Origin of the sequence: Embleya sp. NPDC008237 (genome assembly GCF_042956465.1) — a bacterium.
Classification (GTDB): domain Bacteria; phylum Actinomycetota; class Actinomycetes; order Streptomycetales; family Streptomycetaceae; genus Embleya.
The window spans coordinates 190,743-210,714 of sequence record NZ_JBIBGL010000015.1; the positions used below are offsets into that span (position 1 = coordinate 190,743).

17 protein-coding genes are annotated in these 19,972 nt (G+C 70.7%); 2 read left to right on the forward strand and 15 right to left on the reverse strand.

The features are described 5' to 3' along the window. Positions 1–102: 102 nt before the first annotated feature. From ACFZBU_RS34020 to ruvC, 8 genes are all read right to left on the reverse strand, one after another. Entirely contained in the window at positions 103–2,898 is a 2,796-nt protein-coding gene (locus ACFZBU_RS34020) for a RelA/SpoT family protein (protein ID WP_391587566.1), read from the reverse strand. 154 nt (positions 2,899–3,052) lie between these two features. Then, positions 3,053–3,610, reverse strand: coding sequence for an adenine phosphoribosyltransferase (locus ACFZBU_RS34025; RefSeq protein WP_391587567.1), 558 nt, complete (start codon positions 3,608–3,610; stop codon positions 3,053–3,055). Then, the gene (secF, locus tag ACFZBU_RS34030; RefSeq protein WP_391587568.1) at positions 3,610–4,773 is read right to left on the reverse strand and encodes a protein translocase subunit SecF; all 1,164 of its coding nucleotides are present in this window, start codon (positions 4,771–4,773) and stop codon (positions 3,610–3,612) included. The genes ACFZBU_RS34025 and secF overlap by 1 nt, the downstream gene beginning before the upstream one ends. After that, entirely contained in the window at positions 4,773–6,524 is a 1,752-nt protein-coding gene (secD, locus tag ACFZBU_RS34035) for a protein translocase subunit SecD (protein WP_391587569.1), read from the reverse strand. Before secD ends, secF begins: the two co-directional genes overlap by 1 nt. Before the next feature lie 174 nt (positions 6,525–6,698). Further along, complete coding sequence (yajC, locus tag ACFZBU_RS34040; RefSeq protein WP_391587570.1) at positions 6,699–7,166, reverse strand: preprotein translocase subunit YajC; 468 nt, start codon at positions 7,164–7,166, stop codon at positions 6,699–6,701. 150 nt (positions 7,167–7,316) lie between these two features. Beyond that, entirely contained in the window at positions 7,317–8,405 is a 1,089-nt protein-coding gene (gene ruvB, locus ACFZBU_RS34045) for a Holliday junction branch migration DNA helicase RuvB (RefSeq protein WP_391587571.1), read from the reverse strand. A 100-nt stretch (positions 8,406–8,505) separates the two neighbouring features. Then, positions 8,506–9,114, reverse strand: coding sequence for a Holliday junction branch migration protein RuvA (ruvA, locus tag ACFZBU_RS34050; RefSeq protein ID WP_391587572.1), 609 nt, complete (start codon positions 9,112–9,114; stop codon positions 8,506–8,508). A gap of 97 nt (positions 9,115–9,211) precedes the next feature. Continuing rightward, positions 9,212–9,760: a crossover junction endodeoxyribonuclease RuvC gene (gene ruvC / locus ACFZBU_RS34055; protein ID WP_391587573.1), complete on the reverse strand. Its 549-nt coding sequence runs from the start codon at positions 9,758–9,760 to the stop codon at positions 9,212–9,214. 310 nt (positions 9,761–10,070) lie between these two features. Between ruvC and ACFZBU_RS34060 the strand changes: the two genes are divergently transcribed. Beyond that, entirely contained in the window at positions 10,071–11,372 is a 1,302-nt protein-coding gene (locus ACFZBU_RS34060) for a mannosyltransferase family protein (protein ID WP_391587574.1), read from the forward strand. A gap of 69 nt (positions 11,373–11,441) precedes the next feature. On the opposite strand, the gene ACFZBU_RS34065 is transcribed toward ACFZBU_RS34060, so the two are convergent. The 7 genes from ACFZBU_RS34065 to pgsA form a co-directional block, all read right to left on the reverse strand. Further along, the gene (locus ACFZBU_RS34065) at positions 11,442–12,197 is read right to left on the reverse strand and encodes a YebC/PmpR family DNA-binding transcriptional regulator (protein WP_391587575.1); all 756 of its coding nucleotides are present in this window, start codon (positions 12,195–12,197) and stop codon (positions 11,442–11,444) included. A gap of 75 nt (positions 12,198–12,272) precedes the next feature. Beyond that, a complete protein-coding gene (gene pdxT / locus ACFZBU_RS34070; RefSeq protein WP_391587576.1) occupies positions 12,273–12,884 on the reverse strand; it encodes a pyridoxal 5'-phosphate synthase glutaminase subunit PdxT in 612 nt (203 codons plus the stop codon). A gap of 144 nt (positions 12,885–13,028) precedes the next feature. Next, positions 13,029–13,973, reverse strand: a complete 945-nt coding sequence (pdxS, locus tag ACFZBU_RS34075; RefSeq protein ID WP_391587577.1) for a pyridoxal 5'-phosphate synthase lyase subunit PdxS — start codon at positions 13,971–13,973, stop codon at positions 13,029–13,031. Between the two features lie 87 nt (positions 13,974–14,060). Next, entirely contained in the window at positions 14,061–14,597 is a 537-nt protein-coding gene (locus ACFZBU_RS34080) for a hypothetical protein (RefSeq protein WP_355542609.1), read from the reverse strand. Positions 14,598–14,655: 58 nt separating this feature from the next. Then, positions 14,656–15,777 (reverse strand): glycosyltransferase family 4 protein, encoded by a 1,122-nt coding sequence (locus ACFZBU_RS34085; RefSeq protein WP_391587578.1) that lies wholly within the window; start codon positions 15,775–15,777, stop codon positions 14,656–14,658. Beyond that, entirely contained in the window at positions 15,774–16,700 is a 927-nt protein-coding gene (locus tag ACFZBU_RS34090) for a phosphatidylinositol mannoside acyltransferase (protein WP_391587579.1), read from the reverse strand. Before ACFZBU_RS34090 ends, ACFZBU_RS34085 begins: the two co-directional genes overlap by 4 nt. Beyond that, positions 16,697–17,401 (reverse strand): phosphatidylinositol phosphate synthase, encoded by a 705-nt coding sequence (gene pgsA, locus ACFZBU_RS34095; RefSeq protein ID WP_391587580.1) that lies wholly within the window; start codon positions 17,399–17,401, stop codon positions 16,697–16,699. The genes ACFZBU_RS34090 and pgsA overlap by 4 nt, the downstream gene beginning before the upstream one ends. A gap of 290 nt (positions 17,402–17,691) precedes the next feature. On the opposite strand from pgsA, the gene ACFZBU_RS34100 reads away from it, so the two are divergent. After that, a complete protein-coding gene (locus ACFZBU_RS34100) occupies positions 17,692–19,851 on the forward strand; it encodes an elongation factor G-like protein EF-G2 (protein ID WP_391587581.1) in 2,160 nt (719 codons plus the stop codon). Positions 19,852–19,972: the final 121 nt, after the last annotated feature.

Consider the following 19,972-nt stretch of genomic DNA (forward strand, 5'->3'; position numbering starts at 1 on the left):
CCGCCCCGTGTGCGTGCGTGCGCGCCGACCCTTGCCGCGGCCGGCACGACCTTCTCGGCCACGCCGCCCCGAGCGCGCCGAGCCCTCCGCGTGCCGACCCGCCTACTGCTGCCGCCCGCTGGTCACCCGATACGCGTCGAATACGCCCTCGACCCCGCGCACCGCCTTGAGCACGTGCCCCAGGTGCTTCGGGTCGCCCATCTCGAAGGTGAACCGGCTCACCGCGACCCGGTCCCGGGTCGTGGCCACCGACGCGGACAGGATGTTCACGTGCTGGTCGGAGAGCACCCGGGTGATGTCCGACAACAACCGCGAACGATCCAGCGCCTGCACCTCTATGGCGACCAGGAACACCGAGGACGCGGTCGGTGCCCACTCGACGTCGACGATCCGCTCGGACTGCTGGGACAACGACTCGACGTTGCCGCAGTCCTGCCGGTGCACCGAGACGCCGTTGCCCCGGGTGACGAAACCGATGATCGGATCGCCCGGCACCGGCGTGCAGCAGCGGGACAACTTGACCCAGATGTCGTCGACGCCCTTGACCACGACCCCGGGGTTCCCGGTCGAGCGCGGCCGGCGGCGGGTCGTGGTGGGCCGGGTGGCCTCGGCGAGGTCCTCCGAGGCGCCCTCCTCGCCGCCGAGCGACTCGACCAGGCGCTGCACGATGGTCTGCGCCGAGACGTGCCCCTCCCCGATCGCCGCGTACAGCGACGAGATGTCCGGGTAGCGCAGCTCGTGCGCGAGGGTGACCAGGGTGTCGCCGCCGCCGGACATCAGCCGCTGCAAGGGCAGGCCCTGCTTGCGCATGGCCCGGGTCAGGCCCTCCTTGCCCTGCTCGATCGCCTCCTCGCGGCGCTCCTTGGAGAACCACTGGCGGATCTTGTTGCGGGCGCGCGGCGACTTGACGAAGCCGAGCCAGTCGTGGCTGGGCGCCGCGGTCTCGCTCTTGGAGGTGAACACCTCGACCAGGTCGCCGTTGTCCAACCGGCTCTCCAGCGGGACCAGCCGCCCGTTGACCCGGGCCCCGATCGTGCGGTGTCCGACCTCGGTGTGCACCGCGTAGGCGAAGTCGACCGGGGTCGAGCCGGCCGGCAGCGCTATCACGTCGCCCTTGGGCGTGAAGACGAAGACCTCCTGGCTGGAGAGGTCGAAGCGCAGCGATTCCAGGAACTCGCCCGGGTCCTCGGTCTCCCGCTGCCAGTCCAGGAGCTGGCGCAGCCAGGCCATGTCGTTGGCCGGGTTCTCGCCCTTGCGCGCGGGCTTGGTGTCGGTCTTCGCGGCGCCCTTGGCGCCGACCGCCTCGGCCTTGTACTTCCAGTGCGCGGCGATGCCGTACTCGGCCCGGCGGTGCATGTCGAAGGTGCGGATCTGCAACTCGACCGGCTTGCCCTCGGGGCCGATCACCGTCGTGTGCAGCGACTGGTACATGTTGAACTTGGGCATCGCGATGTAGTCCTTGAACCGCCCCGGCACCGGATTCCAGCGCGCGTGGATGGTGCCCAGCGCCGCGTAGCAGTCGCGGACCGAGTCGACCAGGACCCGGATGCCCACCAGGTCGTAGATCTCGGTGAATTCGCGGCCGCGCACGATCATCTTCTGGTAGACCGAGTAGTAGTGCTTCGGTCGCCCGGTGACCGTGGCCTTGATCCGCGCCGAGCGCAGGTCGCCCTGCACCTGGTCGGTGACCAGGGCCAGGTATTCGTCCCGCTTGGGTGCCCGCTCGGCGACCAGGCGCACGATCTCGTCGTACATCTTGGGGTAGAGGATGGCGAACGCCAGGTCCTCCAGCTCCCACTTGATCGTGTTCATGCCCAGGCGGTGCGCGAGCGGGGCGTAGATCTCCAGCGTTTCGCGGGCCTTGCGCTCCTGCTTCTCCCGCTTGAGGTAGCGCATGGTGCGCATGTTGTGCAGCCGGTCGGCGAGCTTGATCACCAGAACCCGCGGGTCCTTGGCCATCGCGATGACCATCTTGCGCACGGTCTCGGCCTGTGCGGCCTCGCCGAACTTGACCTTGTCCAGCTTGGTCACGCCGTCGACGAGCATCGCCACGGTGTCGCCGAAGTCGCGGCGCAGCGCGTCGAGCCCGTAGTCGGTGTCCTCGACGGTGTCGTGCAGCAGCCCGGCCATCAGCGTCGGCGGGTCCATCCCGAGCTCGGCCAGGATGGTGGCGACGGCGAGCGGGTGGGTGATGTACGGGTCGCCGCTCTTGCGCCGCTGGCCCCGGTGCCAGCGCTCGGCGGTGGTGTACGCCCGCTCGATCTGGCGCAGGTCGGCCTTGGGGTCGTTGACCCGGACCACTCGCAGCAGCGGCTCCAGGACCGGGTTGTACACGCTGTTGCGCTGTACGCCCAGCCTGGCCAGCCGCGCGCGGACCCGGCTGGGACCGTCCACCCGCAGCGAGCGCGAGCGCTCTGTGCCGCCGCCGCGCGAGGCGCCCGCGGGGCTCGGCGCCGCCTTCGCGGCCGGTCTGGGTCCCCTGGCCTCGGGCCCGGCCGCACCGGCGGCGGGGCCACTGTGGCCGTCGCTGCCGCGCGGTCCGTCGGCGCTGTCCTCGGAGGACGCCGCAGCCTGTGCCTCGCTCCCGCGCGCCCCGCCGGACCCGGCGTCCTTCGGCTCGGCACCCGCCGGCTCGGCACCCTTCGGCTCGGCGGCGGCCGGTCCGGCCGCGGCCGGGCGCTCGGCGGGGGCCTGCCCGGGAGCGTCCGCCGGCGTCGCCACCGGCTCCGCGGGCTCGGCGTCGGGCCGGGCACGGGTCACCGCCTCGTCGGCTCCTCCGGCGCCCACCGGAGGATGGCCCGAGGGGCCCGGTGTGGCACGTGTGGCGTCGTCCGAGGGAGCCGCGTGTTCGACGGCATCCCCCGAGGACGACGCGACGGGCGCGACCTCGTCCGGCAAGGGAACTCCTCCCACAGATGACGGAACTTCCATCGTACTGACCCACGCCCTCACGACTCGGCCATCCGGAACGGCAGCCGCCGCAACGGCGAAGGCCGAAGGCTCCCCCGGCAGGGGCGCCTCCGGCCTCCGTCGACACGCCTTCGGCGGCGTGTCACACGACGATGAACGACTCCAGCGTGCCTTCCGGCAGCACCGGCGCGAGCCGCGCCCGGCCGTTCAGGAAGCCGAGTTCGAGCAGCACCTCGACCCCCACCACCTCCGCGCCGGCCCGCCCGACCAGGTCGATCGTGGCTTCGACGGTCCCGCCGGTGGCGAGCACGTCGTCGATCACGAGCACCCGGTCACCGGGCTCGAACGCGTCCTGGTGCACCTCCAGTGTGGCCGAGCCGTACTCCAGCTCGTAGGACTGCGCGAACGTCGCGCACGGCAGCTTGCCCGCCTTGCGCACCGGAACGAATCCGGCCCGCGCCCGGTAGGCCACCGGCGCGGCCAGGATGAAGCCTCGGGCCTCGATCCCGACCACCTTGTCCACCCGACCCGCACAGCGCTCGGCCAGCGCGTCGACCAGGGCCGCGAACGCGACCGGATCGGCCAGCAGCGGGGAGATGTCCTTGAACACCACGCCCGGCTGCGGCCAGTCCGGCACGTCCCGGATCCGGCTCTCCAGGAGCTTGTGCAGCTCCTCGTCCGGCATCGCCTCGTCGGCCATCAACGCTTCCTCTTGCCGCCGGGACGAGTGCGCGCCCGACCGCGCGAGGCGCCCGCACGCGGCGCACCGCCCTGCGCGGGTACGGTCTCGTCGTCGTCCGACTCGCCGGCCTCGTCCACGTCCGGGTGACCCTCGGCACGATCCGCGGGAATCCCGGAGGCCTCGGCGGCCTGGGCCGCCTTGGCCTCGGCCGCCCGGCGCTGGGCCACCTTCTTCGCCAGCTGCCGCATCTCCGGCGACCGCTCCTTGAGGTCCGCCAGGATCGGCGTGGCGATGAAGATCGACGAGAACGCACCGGCGGCCAGGCCCACGAACAGCGACAGCGCGATGTCCTTGAGCATGCCCGCACCGAGCAGACCGCCACCGACGAACAGCAGCGACGCCACCGGCAGCAGTGCCACGACCGTGGTGTTGATCGACCGCACCAGGGTCTGGTTCAGACCCGCGTTGGCCGCTTCGCTGTAGGTGAGCTTGGTCTGCTTGGTGATGTTCTTGGCGTTCTCCTTGACCGTGTCGAACACCACGACGGTGTCGTACAGGGAGTAACCGAGAATCGTCAGCAGACCGATCACCGTGCCCGGCGTCACCTCGAAGCCCACCAGCGCGTACACACCGATGGTGATCACGATGTCGTGGATCAGCGCGACCAGCGCCGCCACGGCCATCCGCCACTCGAAGGCGAAGGTGAGGTAGATCACCACCAGGATCATGAAGATCACCAGGCCCTGCAGGGCCTTCTTGGAGATCTCCTTGCCCCAGCTGGGACCGACCACCTGCGTGTTGACCTTGTCCGGCGCGACCTTGAGGTCCTTGGCGATGGCCGCCGAGACCTCCTTGGTCTTGTCCGCGTCCGACTCCGCGATCTGGATCCGCAGGCCGTCGCCGCCGACCTTCTGCACTATGGCGTCGGTGCCGTCGGTGAACGGCTCCACCGCCTTGCGGGCGTCGTTCTGCGAGGCCGAGGTGTGCTCGATCGTGTAGACCGAACCGCCCTTGAACTCGATGCCCTGGTGCAGCCCGCGGCCGAGCAGACCGCCGACCGCGAGCAGCAGGATCAGTGCGGAGATCGAGTACCACAACTTCTTGCGGCCGACGAAGTCGAACGAGACGTCGCCGTGGTGCAGCCGGACGCCGATGTTCTTGATGTCACCGAAGCGACTCATCACGCCTCCTTGACGCCGGCAGCGCGCCCACGCGGGCGACGGCTGCGGTACGACTGGCGCTGATTGGCACCGAGCGCTTCGGGATCGAGACCGGACCACTTGTGGCCGTCCGCGAAGAACTTGCGCTTGGCGAGGATCGTCATGAGCGGCTTGGTGAACAGGAACACCACCACGACGTCGAGCAGCGTGGTCAGGCCGAGGGTGAACGCGAAGCCCTGGACCTTGCCGACCGAGACGACGTACAGCACCGCGGCGGCCAGGAACGACACCGCGTCGGACACCAGGATGGTGCGCCGGGCCCGGGGCCACGCCTTCTGCACGGCGGGTCGCAACGTGCGACCCTCGCGGATCTCGTCCCGGATCCGCTCGAAGTACACGATGAACGAGTCCACCGTGATACCGATCGCGGCGATCGCGCCACACACCGCCGGCAGGTTGAGTGCGAAGCCGATACTTCGGCCGAGCAGACACATGATGGCGTAGGTCAGGGCCGCCGAGACCGCCAGACTCGCGATGCTCACCAGGCCGAGGCCCCGGTAGTAGAACAGCGAGTACAGGATGACCAGGACGATGCCGATCGCACCCGCGATCAGACCGCCCCGGAGCTGGTCACCGCCCAGCGACGCGGACACCGTGGTCACGTCGCTCTTGGTGAAGGACAGCGGGAGCGCGCCGTACTTGAGCACGTTCTCCAGGTCCTTGGCCGAGCTGCGGGTGAAGTTGCCCGAGATCACGGCGCTGCCGCCGGGGATCTCCGCCTTCACCGACGGCGCGGAGACGACCACACCATCCAGGTCGATCGCGAAGCGGTTGGTCGGGTACTTGCCCGCCGCCAGGTCACCGGTGATCTTGGTGAACTTGTTGGTGCCCGCGTCGGTGAACTTCAGCTCGACTTCCCAGCCGCCGACGCTGCCGTTCTGCGGCAGCTGCGCCTTCGAGGAGTCCACGTCCGTGCCGGGGATCAGCACCGGACCGAGGATGTACTTCTCCTCGCCCTCGCCCTGATCGCGGCTGCATGCCACGGTCGGCTGGTCCTCCGGGGCCGGCACCGGGCCGAGGCCGCGGTTCTCCGGGAGGGAGCAGTCCAGGTTGGCGTACTTCGCGCGCAGCTCGGGCGTGATGCCGTTCGCGTCGGCTCCGGCCGGCGGGGTGCTCGCCGGAGGCGTGGCGGGCGGGGTGCTCGCGGGCGGCGTCGACGGCGGCGGGGTCGGGGCGCCGGACGCGTCCTTCAGGTTCGGGATGACCCGACCCTGCGGCTTGCCCGGCTCGGCCGCGGGCGGCGTGCTTGCCGGCGGGGTGCTCGCGGGCGGCGTCGACGGCGGAGTCAGCGGCAGCTTGGTCCCACCCTGGGGGGTGATTGCCGTGGCCTCCAGAACGGGGCGGAAGAACAGCTTCGCGGTCTGACCGACCTGCTCCGCCGTCTCCTTCTCGTTCTTGCCCTTGGGGATGCTGATGACGATGTTGCGGTCGCCCTCGGTCTGCACCTCCGCCTCGGACACACCGAACGCGTTGACGCGCTGGCGGATGATCTCCACCGCGGTCTGCATGTTCGACTTGTTGACCGCACCGTTGCGGCCCTGGTCGGCCTTGGCGGTGAGCGTGACACTGGTGCCGCCCGCGAGGTCGATGCCCAGACGTGGGGTCTTGTCCCCGGTCGAGAACATGATCGCGTACAGCGCGACGATCACGACCCCGATGAAGGCCAGGACCCGTCCCGGGTGCCCTCGGGAACTCGATTTCGGTGCTGCCACCTTCGCCCAATCTCCCTCTCGATGCCGCCGCGGACGGGCCTTGGCCACGTCCGCCTGGCACGGCACGGCGCCCGGCAGGATGCCGGACGCTGTCGTATCCGGGGTGTCACCCCCGGTCACATGACTGTATTGCTCTGCGGTGGTCCGAGGACCACCGCACCACCACGAGCCGAACTAGTCCTGCTTGTCGTCCTTGCGCAGCCGGTCGCCGGCCTCGGACGCCTTGCTCGCGCCCTCGGACTTGGTGACGTCCACGGTCTTGGTGTCCTCGGCCGCGGAGTCCTCGACGGCCTCGGGCTTCTTGTCGAGCTTCACGACGTCGTCGCCGGCCTCGGCGTCGTCTTCGTGCTCGTGCTCGTCGTCGTGCTCCTCGTCGGCGTCGTCACCGGAGGACAGGACGGCGGCGATGGCGCTCTTGACGAAGCGGCAGTGCACATCGGGCGCGACCTCAAGGATGACGGAATCGTCCTCCACCTCGGTGACCGTCGCATACAGCCCCGCGATCGTGCGGACCTCGGCGCCCGGGACCAGCGAGTTCTGCGTTTCCATGGCCTGTCGCTGGCGTGCCTTCCCGGGCTTGATGATCAGGAAGTAGAACACCACGACGATGATTACTGGCAGGAGGAGGGTAAGCGGGTCCACGGCTTGAAACGATTCCTTCCCAAGGCCGCTCGGCGGCCCGGACGGTGACACTCGGCCGGCCACGGTGCGGCAGCCTCGGCGGAGTCTAGACGGGTACTTACTACAGGAACAACGACTACCGACCGCGTGCGTTCCCGACACGCACCGGCCTCACTCGGTTGCATCCTTACCGGTCACGGCCCCGTTGTCGAACAACACGCTCTGTTGTGCACCGTGCTGCCCCGGCAGCGCCCCCTGTGGCGGGTTCAGCCCCAGATGCAGCCAGGCCTTCGCGGTGGCCACCCGACCGCGCGGGGTGCGGGCCAGGAAACCGCTGCGGACCAGGAACGGTTCGGCGACCTCCTCGACCGTCTCGGTCTCCTCGCCGACCGCCACGGCCAGCGTGGACAGGCCCACCGGACCGCCGCCGAACAGTGTGGTCAGCGCCTGCAGGACGGCCCGGTCCAGCCGGTCCAGGCCCAGCGCGTCCACCTCGTACACGTCCAGCGCGCGGGCGGCGATGTCCCGATCGACCTTGCCGTTCGCGCGGACCTGCGCGTAGTCGCGGACCCGGCGCAGCAGCCGGTTGGCGATCCGGGGCGTGCCGCGCGAGCGGCCGGCGATCTCGGCGCCGCCCTCCGCGGACAGCTCGACGTCGAGCAGCCGTGCCGAGCGGTTCAGCACCCGTTCGAGTTCGGCGGGCGCGTAGAAGTCCATGTGGCCGGTGAAGCCGAACCGGTCGCGCAGCGGCGGCGGCAACAACCCGGCCCGGGTGGTCGCGCCCACCAGGGTGAACGGCGGCAGGTCGAGCGGGATCGCGGTGGCGCCGGGGCCCTTGCCGACGATGATGTCGACCCGGAAGTCCTCCATCGCCATGTACAACATCTCCTCGGCGGGCCGCGACATCCGGTGGATCTCGTCGAGGAAGAGCACCTCGCCCTCGGACAGCGAGGACAAGATCGCGGCCAGGTCGCCGGCGTGCTGGATGGCCGGGCCGGAGGTGATCCGGATCGGCACGCCCATCTCGGCCGCGATGATCATCGACAGCGTGGTCTTGCCGAGCCCGGGCGGACCGGACAGCAGCACGTGATCGGCGGTGCCGCCGCGGCCCAGCGCCGCGGTCAACACCAGGGACAGTTGCTCGCGCACCCGCTCCTGGCCGATGAACTCGTCGAGGTTCTTCGGCCGCAGCGCGGCCTCGACGGCCTGGTCCTCGCCGTCCGCCGCGGCGGTCACCAGGCGTTCGCCGTCCTGCGTCATCGTGTTCCGCCCATGGTCGTGTTCGTGCGGCCTGCGCTCATCCTGCCCGACCCGGGCGACACGGTGGTGCCGCGCCGGGCGACGGGTCGCCCGCGCCGGTTCATCTGCGGTTCAGGCCGCGCAGCGCCGCCTTGAGCAGTGCGCCGATGTCGGGCGTGGCCGCGGCCTCCGCCTCGGCGGTCACCGCGGCGACCGCGTCGTCCGCCTCGCGCGTGGCATAGCCCAGGCCGACCAGCGCGGCGTGCAGCTGATCGCGCCAGCCCGCGCTCACCGGGGCGCCGACGCCGAGCGCGCCGCCCGCGCCGGTGGGTGCGCCGAGCTTGTCCTTGAGGTCCAGGAGCAGCTTCTGCGCACCCTTGGGGCCGATCCCCGGAACGGCGGTGAGCGCCTTGGCGTCCTTGCCCGCGACCGCCGCGCGCAGCGCGTCGGGGCTGTACACGGCGAGCATCGCCAGGGCCAGCTTCGGCCCCACCCCGTTGGCGGTCTGCAACACCTCGAAGGTGCGCTTCTCGTCGTCGTCGGCGAAGCCGAACAGGGTGAGCGAGTCCTCCCGCACCACCAGCGACGTGGCCAGTCGGGCCGCCGCCCCCACGCGCAGCGTGGCCAGCGTGGTGGGCGTGCACTGCACGGCCAGGCCGACCCCGCCGACCTCGACGACGGCGGTGTCCGGGCCGAGACCGGCCACGGTTCCGGAGACGAACGCGATCACCCGAATGCTCCTGCCTGGTCGGTGGTACGTGGGCCGGTCGCCCGGATGTCGGCCCTGCCGAGTCCGGTCGTCGAAGGCGGCCGGCGAGCGGATCCGGTCATCGGCGGGTGCCGCGCGGCAGCCGCACGGCGGGAGTGCGCGCCGCGGCCACCGCCGCCGCGAGCCGGTCGGAGGCGCCGCCGCGCCAGATGTGACAGATCGCCAGCGCGACCGCGTCGGCGGCGTCCGCCGGTTTCGGCGGGCCGTCCAGACGCAGGATACGGGTCACCATCGCGCCGATCTGGGCCTTGTCCGCACGCCCGCTCCCGGTCACCGCGGCCTTGACCTCGCTCGGCGTGTGCAGCGTCACCGGCAGGCCGCGCCGTGCGGCGCACACGATCGCCACGGCCGATGCCTGTGCGGTGCCCATCACGGTGCTCACGTTGTGCTGGCTGAACACCCGCTCGACCGCGACGCAGTCCGGCCGGTGCCGGTCCAGCCACTCCTCGATGCCCTGCTCGATGCCCAGCAGCCGGGCGTCGATGGCCGCCTCGGCCGGGGTGCGCACCACACCCGCCTCGATCATCCGCAGCGGCTTGCCGACCGCGCCGTCGACCACGCCGACGCCGCATCGGGTCAGACCGGGGTCGACCCCCAAGACCCGCATGCCGCGCCCCTCTCGTCCCGCTCGTCCCCTCGGCGTCGCCGGGCCGGCGGCCGGCATGCGCGCCGAGCACCACCCGATACGAACACCTGTTCGCCCAGGCAAACCCTAGTGCAGTCGCGCCGATCCCCCGGGTACCGCCACTCCGTGATCACTCGTTCGAGCGACACGTACGCTTGTCCCGGTCGATAACACCCCGATGACAGCCCTGTGACGATCGTTGCCCAAGCGGCCCGGTCGCCGCGCGGGAGCCCGCACAGGCGACGCTAGGGTCGGTTGGAGACTGCCCTCGCTCGCCGCCCGGAAGGTTTTCATGCCGTCGCCGTCCATGCCGGTCGCCGAGACCCCGCCGGCCGCCGAGAAGGGTGCGATCAGGATGCCGGCGCCCGCCGACGGCGCCTTCGCCGACGCTCTCCCCGACCGCCTGCGGGCCGGCGTCGTCGACTTCGCGCACCGCGCGAGCGCCTCCTTCCGCCCGGCCCGCACCGCGGTACTCGGCTACCTGATCGCGCGCGCGATCAACCTCGCGGTGCTCGGCGCGATGGCGTTGGCGACCGGGAAGCCGTTCTGGTCCATGGTCGGCTCGTGGGACGGCGTCTGGTTCCGCGACATCGCGGACTTCGGCTACGTCGACAAGATCCCGGTCTCGCCGGCCGGCAAGCCGTACTGGACCAACGTCGAGTTCTTTCCCGGCTACCCCTGGGCGGTCCGCCTCGTCGGCGACGTGACCGGCCTGTCCGCGCTCAACGCCGGCATGGTCGTCACCGTGCTGGCCGGCGTGGTCGCGGCCTGGGGGCTGTACGCGCTGGGGCGCGAACTCACCGGCAACCACGAGGTGGCCACCCTGTTCGCGCTCCTGTGGGGCGTGGCGCCGGGCTCGATGGTGCTCACCATGGTCTACTCCGAGGCGCTGTTCGTGGCCTTCGCGTCCTGGGGCCTGCTGGCTCTCGTCCGCCGCCAGTGGACCCTGGCCTGCGCCCTGTGCCTGTTCGCGGGCCTGACCCGGAACACCGCGTTCGGCCTGGTCGCGGCCATGGGCGTGGCCGCGCTGGCGATCGTGCTGGGCCGCCGCGAGGACGGCACCCGGGTCGGGCTGCTGGCCCCGCAGGCCCGCCGCCCGGTGCTGGCCACCCTGGTCTCGCCGCTGGCGTGCGTGGGCTTCATCGCCTGGGTGGGCTGGCTGGCCGGGCGCCCCGACGGGTGGGTGTGGATCCAGGACAAGGCCTTCAACCTGCGGTTCGACTGGGGCATAAGCACCGTCCAGTGGATGGCCAGGTATCTCACCCACCTGGGTCGGCCGATCTACGTGGTCTGCACGTTCGTGATCATCCTGTCCGTGGCCCTGATGATCTGGTCCCTGCGGGACCGCCGGATCCCGCTGCCGGTGCACGTGTACGGCGGCGTGGTGATGTTCCTGGCGCTGACCACGAGCAACGGCTGGTTCTTCCACTCCAAGCCGCGCTTCATGTTGCCGGCCTTCACCATCGTGCTGCCGCTGGCCCGACTGATGGCCAAGTGGCCGCGCGGCGTGGTGATCTCGGTGCTGGTCGCGGGGGCGGCGTTCGCCGGGTGGTACGTGGGCTTCCTGCTGTACGTGATAAACACCAACCCGTAGGCAGGGGCCCGAACGCGCGTGGGGCCGGCGGCAGTTGCCGCCGGCCCCACGCGCGTTCGCGCATCGCGACTATTCCGCGTTGATGCTCTCCATGATCTCGTCCGAGACGTCGAAGTTCGCCCAGACCTCCTGGACGTCGTCGCTGTCCTCCAGCGCCTCGATCAGCCGGAAGATCTTGCGCGCGCCCTCTTCGTCCAGCTCGACCGAGACGCTGGGGATGAAGTTGGCGTCCGCCGAGTCGTAGTCGATCCCGGCGTCCACGAGCGCGGTCCGCACGGCGACCATGTCGGTCGCCTCGCTGACCACCTCGTAGGTGTCGCCGAGGTCGTTGACCTCCTCGGCGCCGGCATCGAGCACCGCGCCCAGCACGTCGTCCTCGCTCAGGTCGTTCTTCGGCACGATCACGACACCCTTGCGGGTGAACATGTACGACACCGAGCCCGGGTCGGCCATCGAGCCGCCGTTGCGGGTCATCGCGACCCGCACGTCCGACGCCGCGCGGTTGCGGTTGTCGGTGAGGCACTCGATCAGCACCGCGACACCGTTCGGTCCGTACCCCTCGTACGTGATCGACTGGTAGTCGGCGCCGCCGGCCTCCGCACCGGAGCCGCGCTTGACCGCGCGGTCGATGTTGTCGTTGGGGACCGAGGACTTCTTGGCCTTTTGAATGGCGTCGTAGAGCGTCGGGTTGCCGGCGATGTCACCGCCGCCGGTGCGCGCCGCCACCTCGACGTTCTTGATCAGCTTGGCGAAGAGCTTTCCGCGCCTGGCGTCGATGACGGCCTTTTTGTGCTTGGTGGTCGCCCACTTCGAGTGGCCGGACATCCGCCTCTACTCCTTCGGGTCGCGGGTGCACTGCACGGGCCTGTACAGGCTGGAAGATCCTACCGGCGCGCGGACTCAGAGCGTGGCACGGACCATGTCCACGAAGTACGCGTGCACACGCCGGTCGGGGGTGAGCTCCGGGTGGAAGGACGTGGCGAGCAGGTTGCCCTGGCGTACCGCGACGATGCGGTCCGCGTACGGCTCCGCGGTCAGTCGGGCGAGCACCTCGACCTCGGCGCCCACCGACTCGACCCACGGGGCGCGGATGAAAACGCCGTGGATGGGGTCGCCGCCGGCCAGACCGGCAAAGGGGACGTCGGCCTCGAACGAGTCGTTCTGCCGGCCGAACGCGTTGCGCCGCACGATCATGTCGATCCCGCCGACCGTCTCCTGGTCCTCGCGGCCGTCCAGGATCTTGTCGGCGAGCATGATCATGCCCGCACACGAGCCGTAGACCGGCATGCCGCCCGCGACCCGCTCGCGCAGCGCCGGGAACAGCCCGAAGGACACCGCGAGCTTGGACATCGTGGTCGACTCGCCGCCGGGTATGACGAGCGCGTCGAGCTCGGCGAACTCCTCCGCCTTGCGCACCGGGCGCGCGATCGCGTCGAGTTCGGCCAGCGCGATGGCGTGTTCGCGCACGTCGCCCTGGAGGGCGAGGACACCGATGATGGGAGTGGTGGACACGTCAACCTCGTCCGGTCGTAGGTACCGAGCCGGGCCCGGACGCGATCGCGTCCGGGCCCGGCTCACAGCTTGTTCGAGTGCGCGACGTGCTGTTCGCGTGCGCGCGGTGTGCTGTTCGAGGCGCGAGGGACTCGACGGCGCGAACTACCAGCCGCGGCCGGCGTAGCGCTGCTCGGCCGGGAGGGTGTCGATGTTGATGCCGACCATCGCCTCGCCCAGACCGCGCGAGACCTTGGCGATCACGTCCGGGTCGTCGAAGTGCAGGGTCGCGTCCACGATCGCCTTGGCCCGCTTGGCCGGGTCGCCGGACTTGAAGATGCCCGAGCCGACGAACACGCCCTCGGCGCCGAGCTGCATCATCATCGACGCGTCGGCAGGGGTGGCGATGCCGCCCGCGGTGAACAGCACGACGGGCAGCTTGCCGGCCTCGGCGACCTCCTTGACCAGCGCGTACGGCGCCTGGAGGTTCTTCGCGGCGACGAACAGCTCGTCCTCGTCCAGCACCGAGAGCTGCTTGATGTCCTTGAGGATGGTGCGCATGTGCCGGGTCGCCTCGACCACGTTGCCGGTGCCGGCCTCACCCTTGGAGCGGATCATCGCCGCGCCCTCGGTGATCCGGCGCAGCGCCTCGCCGAGGTTGGTCGCACCACACACGAAGGGGGTGGTGAACCTCCACTTGTTGATGTGGTTCGACTCGTCGGCCGGGGTGAGCACCTCGGACTCGTCGATGTAGTCCACCCCGAGCGACTGCAGGACCTGGGCCTCGGCGAAGTGGCCGATCCGGGCCTTGGCCATCACCGGGATGGACACGGCGCCGATGATGCCGTCGATCATGTCCGGGTCGGACATGCGCGCGACGCCGCCGTCCTTGCGGATGTCGGCCGGCACGCGCTCGAGCGCCATGACGGCGACCGCGCCCGCGTCCTCGGCGATCTTGGCCTGCTCGGCGTTGACGACGTCCATGATCACGCCGCCCTTGAGCTGCTCGGCCATGCCGCGCTTGACCAGGTCGGTGCCGGTCTGGGGGCTTGCGGGGGTGGTGGACACGGATGACCTCACACAGATGCGAACGACGACGGTTGGCTCCATCGTACGGGTGATGTGGATCCTAATGTCATGCCACCCCGGCGAATTACCCGGGCCAATCTGTCCACGGTGGCCTTTGCGGGGCTCTCGTCAGGAACCACCGGGCTGCAATGTGCGCGGTTCCTCGTCGTCCATCTCGAAGGTGACCGGGTACGGGGCATGGCCCGCGAGCCGCAGATAGCGCACCAACCGGTGTCGGCGCACCGCGCGGGCGCCGCGGACCGCGTCGTTGTGGAAGCGCCGGGCCATCGGCACGCGCCGCACCGCGGTCTGCAGTTCGGCGACCAGTTCCGCGCCGCCGGGCCGGGCCCGCAGGTCCTCCGCCTGGGCGGGGTCCTCGAACAGGAACCGCAGCGCGCGGGTCAGGTCGCTCTCCGCCACCTCGCGCTCGTCCTCGGCCGCGTTGCGCGCCTCGTGCGCGGCGCCGGCCAACACGAGCGAGGAGGCCGGATCGAGCAGCCCGGAGGTGGCGATCTCCTGCGCGACCGCCGAACGCCGCAACAACTGCGCGTCCAACGCGGCCCGACTCGAGTCCACCCGCGCATGCAACCGGTCGAGCCGCCCCGCGGTCCAGCTGAGATAGACGCCGACCGCGAGCACGGCCAGCAGGATCCAGATGACAGTCATCACCCGGCGACCCTATGCCCCGCCTGCGCACCGGCCTGCGACGCCGGCCGGGCCGACTTCACGCCGCCGGCGCCCCCGCGGTGACCGTCTCGTACACGCCCAGGATGTCCGTCCCCACGGTCTCCCAGTCGTAGCGCTGCACATGCTTGCGCCCGACCTCGCGCAGCGCGTCCCTGCGCACCGGATCGCGCAACAGCGCGATCGCGGCGGCGGCGAGCGCCGAGGCGTCCTCCACCGCGAACAACTCCCCCGCGCGCCCGCCGTCCAGCACCTGCCGGAACGCGTCCAAGTCGCTCGCCAGTACCGGCGCCGACGCCGACATCGCCTCGACCAGGATGATCCCGAAGCTCTCGCCACCGGTGTTGGGCGCCACGTACACGTCCACGCTGCGCAGCAGCCGGGCCTTGTCCAGGTCGCTGACCATGCCCAGGAAGGTGACCTGGTCGCGCAACGCCTGCGGCAGGTCCTGCACCGCCTCCTCCGCGTCCCCGCGCCCGGCCACCAGCAGCCGCACGCCCGGGAACGCCTCGACGATCCGCGGGAACGCCTCGATCAGCGTGGGCAGCCCCTTGCGCGACTCGTCGATGCGGCCGATGAAGCCGATGGTGGGCGCCTCGGGGGTGCCCTGCCACGTCGGCTCCACGGGTGCGTCGGCGAAGAAGCCGACGTCCACACCGTTGGGGATGACCACCGCGTCGCCGCCCAGGTGCTCGACCAGGGTGCGGCGCGCGTACTCGCTGACCGCGATCCGCGCGCTGATCTTCTCCAGCGCCGGCTGCAGGATCGGGTAGGCCGCGATCATCGCGCGCGAGCGCGTGTTGGAGGTGTGGAAGGTGGCCACCACCGGGCCGGACGCGGCCCAGCACGCGAGCAACGACAGGCTGGGCGTGGCCGGTTCGTGGATGTGCAGCACGTCGAAGTGCCCGTCGTGGATCCACCGACGCACCCGCGCGGCGGACAGGAAGCCGAAGTTGAGCCGGGCCACCGAGCCGTTGTAGCGCACCGGTACGGCCCGCCCGGCCGGCACCACGTAGTCCGGCAGCGGGGTGTCGTCGTCCGCCGGCGCCAACACCGACACCTCGTGTCCGCGCGCGATCAGGTTCGCCGCGAGGTCCCGCACGTGGTACTGCACACCGCCCGGCACGTCCCACGAGTAGGGGCACACGACGCCGATCCTCACTTGGCCTCCCCGATCCGGGCGAGCCGGCGTTGGTCCAGATCGGCGAGCCACAGCGGCTGGAGCATGTGCCAGTCCTGCGGGTCGCGCGCGATCCCCCGGGCGTAGGCGTCGGCGACCCGCTGGGTCATCACCGCGATCTTCTCCCGGCGGGTGCCCTCGGCGGGCACCTCGATCTCCGGGTGCAGCGTGCCCCGCAGGACCTTGTCGTCCCAGTGCAGGGTGACCGGAATCAGCGCCGCCCCGGTCTGCACGGCCAGCGCCGCCGGGCCTGCGGCCATCCGGGTCTGCTCGCCGAAGAAGGTCACCGGCACGCCGCCGGCGGTCAGGTCGCGGTCGGAGAGCAGGCAGAGCAGCCGGCCCTCGCGCAGCCGGCGCGCCAGCGTGCCGAACGTGTTGCCCTCGCCGCCGGTGAGCGGCAGCACCTCCATGCCCAGCGACTCGCGATAGTCCAGGAAGCGCTTGTACAGCGACTCCGGCTTCAGGCGCTCGGCGACCGTGGTGAACGGATAGCCCTTGAGCGTGATCCAGGCGCCGGCGTGGTCCCAGTTGCCCATGTGCGGGAGCGCGAAGATCACGCCCTTGCCGCGGGCGCTGCACTCGTCCAGCAGCGTCAGGTCGCACTCCATCCGGGCCAGCACCGTCTTGCGGTCCCAGACCGGCAGCCGAAACGCCTCCTGGTAGTAGCGCAGGTAGGAGCGCATGCCCTCGCGGGAGAGCGCGCGAAGTTGCTCGGGCGTGGCATCGGGCCCCACCACGCGACGCAGATTGGCCTCCAACCGGAGCACGCCGCCGACGCGCCGCCGCCAGACCAGGTCGGCGATCCGCCGGAAGGCGGCGGTGGCGACCGGTTCGGGCAACCGCTTGACCACGGACCAGCCCAGGGCGTACCCGGTGTCGGCCAGCCGCTGCCCGAGGTCGGTCATGCCTTGTCACCCCCGGACACCGCGTTGTCGATCGCGGAGGCCGAGCGATACACCGCGATCATCCGCTGGAAGACCGTGATCAGGCTGCCCACCGCGATGAACCACAGCGCGGCCTCCTGGATGTAGGGGACACCCATTCCGTCGAGGCCGGTCGCCACCAGCGAGATGACCAGCCGCTCGGCGCGCTCGATCAGTCCGGAGACGTCGCAGGCCAGGCCCAGGCTCTCGGCCCTGGCCTTGCAGTAGGACACGACCTGGCCGGATCCGAGGCAGAAGATCGCCAGGATGCACATGCGCAGGTTGTCGCCGTCGCCGGCGAACCAGATCGCCAGCGCGCCGAAGATCGCGGCGTCCGCCACCCGGTCCAGCGTGGAGTCCAGGAAGGCCCCCCATTTGGTCGAGCGGCCCAACTGGCGCGCCATGTTGCCGTCGACCAGGTCGGAGAAGATGAACGCGGTGATGACGAGCGTGCCGGTGAGGAACCAGCCGATCGGGAAGAACACCAGCGCCGCGACGACCACCCCGAGGGTGCCGATCAGCGTCACCGTGTCCGGACTCACGTTGTGGCGCAGCAGAAAACTCGCGAACGGGGTGAGCACACGCGTGAAGAAGGCACGAGCGTATTTGTTGAGCATCGCCTTCCCGAGGGATTGCCGGGGCGGCGGGGGATCCGAGGGACTCGACCCGCCTGGTGCGCCCATCGTACTGACGCGGTCGCACCTCCCGGGCCCCCCGTCGCCCGGGCGTGCCGTACCCGGGCGTGCCGCGTTGGAGAACAGCGCATCCGGCGAGGACACTTGTACTCGGTCGGACGTCGGGGCAATGCTGCCGTTCAGGAATCGATTTGCGGACGTTGGCGTACCGACGACCGACAAGAGCCTGTCCGTCCGATCTCGACGGACCCGCCGGAAACGGACGGACAGGCCCTGGCACCTGTGCGTACGGGGACGTCGACGACGACCGCACGACATGGACAACCAGGAGGTGGCACATGGCGGACAAATCCGGAGCTAGCGCCGGAACCGTCGGCAGGGTAACCGCGCCGGCGAGCCCGGACTCGGTGCGCAACGTGGTGCTGGTGGGCCACACGGGAGCGGGCAAGACGACATTGGTGGAGTCCCTGCTCGTGGCGACCGGGACGATTCCCCGGGCCGGTCGCGTCGAGGACGGGACGACCGTGTCCGATTTCGAGGACATCGAACACCGCCAGCACCGCTCGGTGGCGCTGTCCTTGTCGCCCGTCGAATTCGAGGGCGTGAAGATCAACCTGCTCGACACCCCCGGCTACGCGGACTTCGTCGGCGACCTGCGCGCGGGCCTGCGCGCCGCGGACGCCGCGCTGTTCGTGGTCTCGGCCGCCGACGGCGTGGACGGCTCGACCCGGATGCTCTGGGACGAGTGCGCCTCGGTCGGCATGCCCCGCGCGATCGTGATCACCAAACTCGACCAGGCGCGCGCCGACTTCGACGAGATGGTGCTGATCTGCCAGCGGGTGTTCGGCGACCCCGACTCGGACACCGTGCTGCCGCTGTACCTGCCGCTGCACGGCGAGGACGAGGGCGTCGCGGGCCTGATGGGCCTGCTCACCCAGCGGGTCTACGACTACTCCTCCGGCACCCGCCGAACGCTCGACCCCGACCCCGAGCACCTGCCGCTGATCGAGGACGCCCGCAACCGGCTGATCGAGGGCATCATCGCGGAGAGCGAGGACGAGTCCCTGATGGACCGTTACCTCTCCGGCGAACAGATCGACGTCGACACGCTCATCGCCGACCTGGAGACGGCCGTCGCCCGCGGCTCGTTCTACCCGGTGCTCGCGGTCGCCCCCGACGGGCTGGGCACCATCGAACTCCTGGAGGGCATCGTCCGGGCCTGTCCGGCACCACCCGAGCACGAGGTGCTGCCGGTCACCACCCCCGACGGCAAGCCCCGCGACCCGCTGACCTGCGACCCCGAGGGCCCGCTCGCGGCCGAGGTGGTCAAGACGACGTCCGACCCGTACGTGGGCCGGATCTCGCTGGTCCGGATCTTCTCCGGCACGCTGCGCCCGGACATGACGGTGCACGTCTCCGGGCACGGCATGGCCGATCGCGGACACGAGGACCACGACCTGGACGAGCGGATCGGCGCGATGTCGATCCCGCTGGGCAAACACCAGCGCTCGCTCAACCGCGGCATCGCCGGCGACATCGTCGCGATCGCCAAACTCACCCGGGCCGAGACCGGCGACACCATCTCGGACAAGGACGATCCGCTCCTGATGGAGCCGTGGATGATGCCCGACCCGCTGCTGCCGGTCGCCATCCGCGCGCACAGCAAGGCCGACGAGGACAAGCTCTCCCAGTCGCTCGCCCGCCTGGTCGCCGAGGACCCCACGCTGCGCCTGGAGCACAACACCGACACCCACCAGCTGGTCCTGTGGTGCATGGGCGAGGCGCACGTCGAGGTGCTCCTCGACCGGCTGCGCAGCCGCTACGGCGTCGCGGTGGACGCGGTCGCGCACAAGGTCTCGCTGCGCGAGACGTTCGCGGAGAAGGCCAGCGGGCGCGGTCGACACGTGAAACAGTCCGGCGGACACGGCCAGTTCGCGATCTGCGAGATCGACGTCGAACCGCTGCCGGGCGGTTCCGGGTTCGAGTTCGTCGACAAGGTCTTCGGCGGCGCGGTACCGCGCAACTTCATCCCGTCCGTGGAGAAGGGCGTCCGGGCGCAGATGGAGAAGGGCGTCGCGGCCGGCTATCCGATGGTCGACCTGCGCGTGACGCTGACCGACGGCAAGGCGCACTCGGTCGACTCGTCCGACATGGCCTTCCAGATGGCGGGCGCGCTGGCGCTGCGCGAGGCCGCCGCGGCCACCCGGATCCACCTGCTCGAACCGGTCTCGGAGGTACGGGTCACCGTCTCCGACGAGTACGTCGGCGGCGTACTCAGCGACCTGAGTTCGCGCCGGGGCCGAGTGGTGGGCACCGAACCGACCGGCTCCGGCCGCACCCTGATCCGCGCCGAGGTCCCGGAGATCGAGATCAGCCGCTACGCGATCGACCTCCGCTCGATCAGCCACGGCACCGGCCAATTCGCCCGCGCCTACTGCCGCCACGACCCGATGCCGCCACAACTCGCGGCGAAGGTCACCTCGCAGCCCGACGACTAGCACGTCGAACGTCGATCCGCCATCCGCCGCACACCCGAGGTGCCGGGTGCCCGGCGGATGGCGTTCAATATGCGGGTGAACAATCGGGGGTCCCAAGGCTCGACACGACGTCCGCGCACAT

Bases quoted from the DNA above. Each gene is read 5' to 3' on its own strand.
- ACFZBU_RS34080 (WP_355542609.1), bottom strand. From the start codon at position 14,597: ATGACTGTCATCTGGATCCTGCTGGCCGTGCTCGCGGTCGGCGTCTAT.
- pdxS (WP_391587577.1), bottom strand. From the start codon at position 13,973: ATGGAGCCAACCGTCGTCGTTCGCATCTGTGTGAGGTCATCCGTGTCC.
- ruvB (WP_391587571.1), bottom strand. From the start codon at position 8,405: ATGACGCAGGACGGCGAACGCCTGGTGACCGCCGCGGCGGACGGCGAG.
- pgsA (WP_391587580.1), bottom strand. From the start codon at position 17,401: ATGGGCGCACCAGGCGGGTCGAGTCCCTCGGATCCCCCGCCGCCCCGG.
- ACFZBU_RS34025 (WP_391587567.1), bottom strand. From the start codon at position 3,610: ATGGCCGACGAGGCGATGCCGGACGAGGAGCTGCACAAGCTCCTGGAG.
- ACFZBU_RS34100 (WP_391587581.1), top strand. From the start codon at position 17,692: ATGGCGGACAAATCCGGAGCTAGCGCCGGAACCGTCGGCAGGGTAACC.
- ACFZBU_RS34090 (WP_391587579.1), bottom strand. From the start codon at position 16,700: ATGACCGACCTCGGGCAGCGGCTGGCCGACACCGGGTACGCCCTGGGC.
- ACFZBU_RS34065 (WP_391587575.1), bottom strand. From the start codon at position 12,197: ATGTCCGGCCACTCGAAGTGGGCGACCACCAAGCACAAAAAGGCCGTC.
- ACFZBU_RS34060 (WP_391587574.1), top strand. From the start codon at position 10,071: ATGCCGTCGCCGTCCATGCCGGTCGCCGAGACCCCGCCGGCCGCCGAG.
- secF (WP_391587568.1), bottom strand. From the start codon at position 4,773: ATGAGTCGCTTCGGTGACATCAAGAACATCGGCGTCCGGCTGCACCAC.
- ruvC (WP_391587573.1), bottom strand. From the start codon at position 9,760: ATGCGGGTCTTGGGGGTCGACCCCGGTCTGACCCGATGCGGCGTCGGC.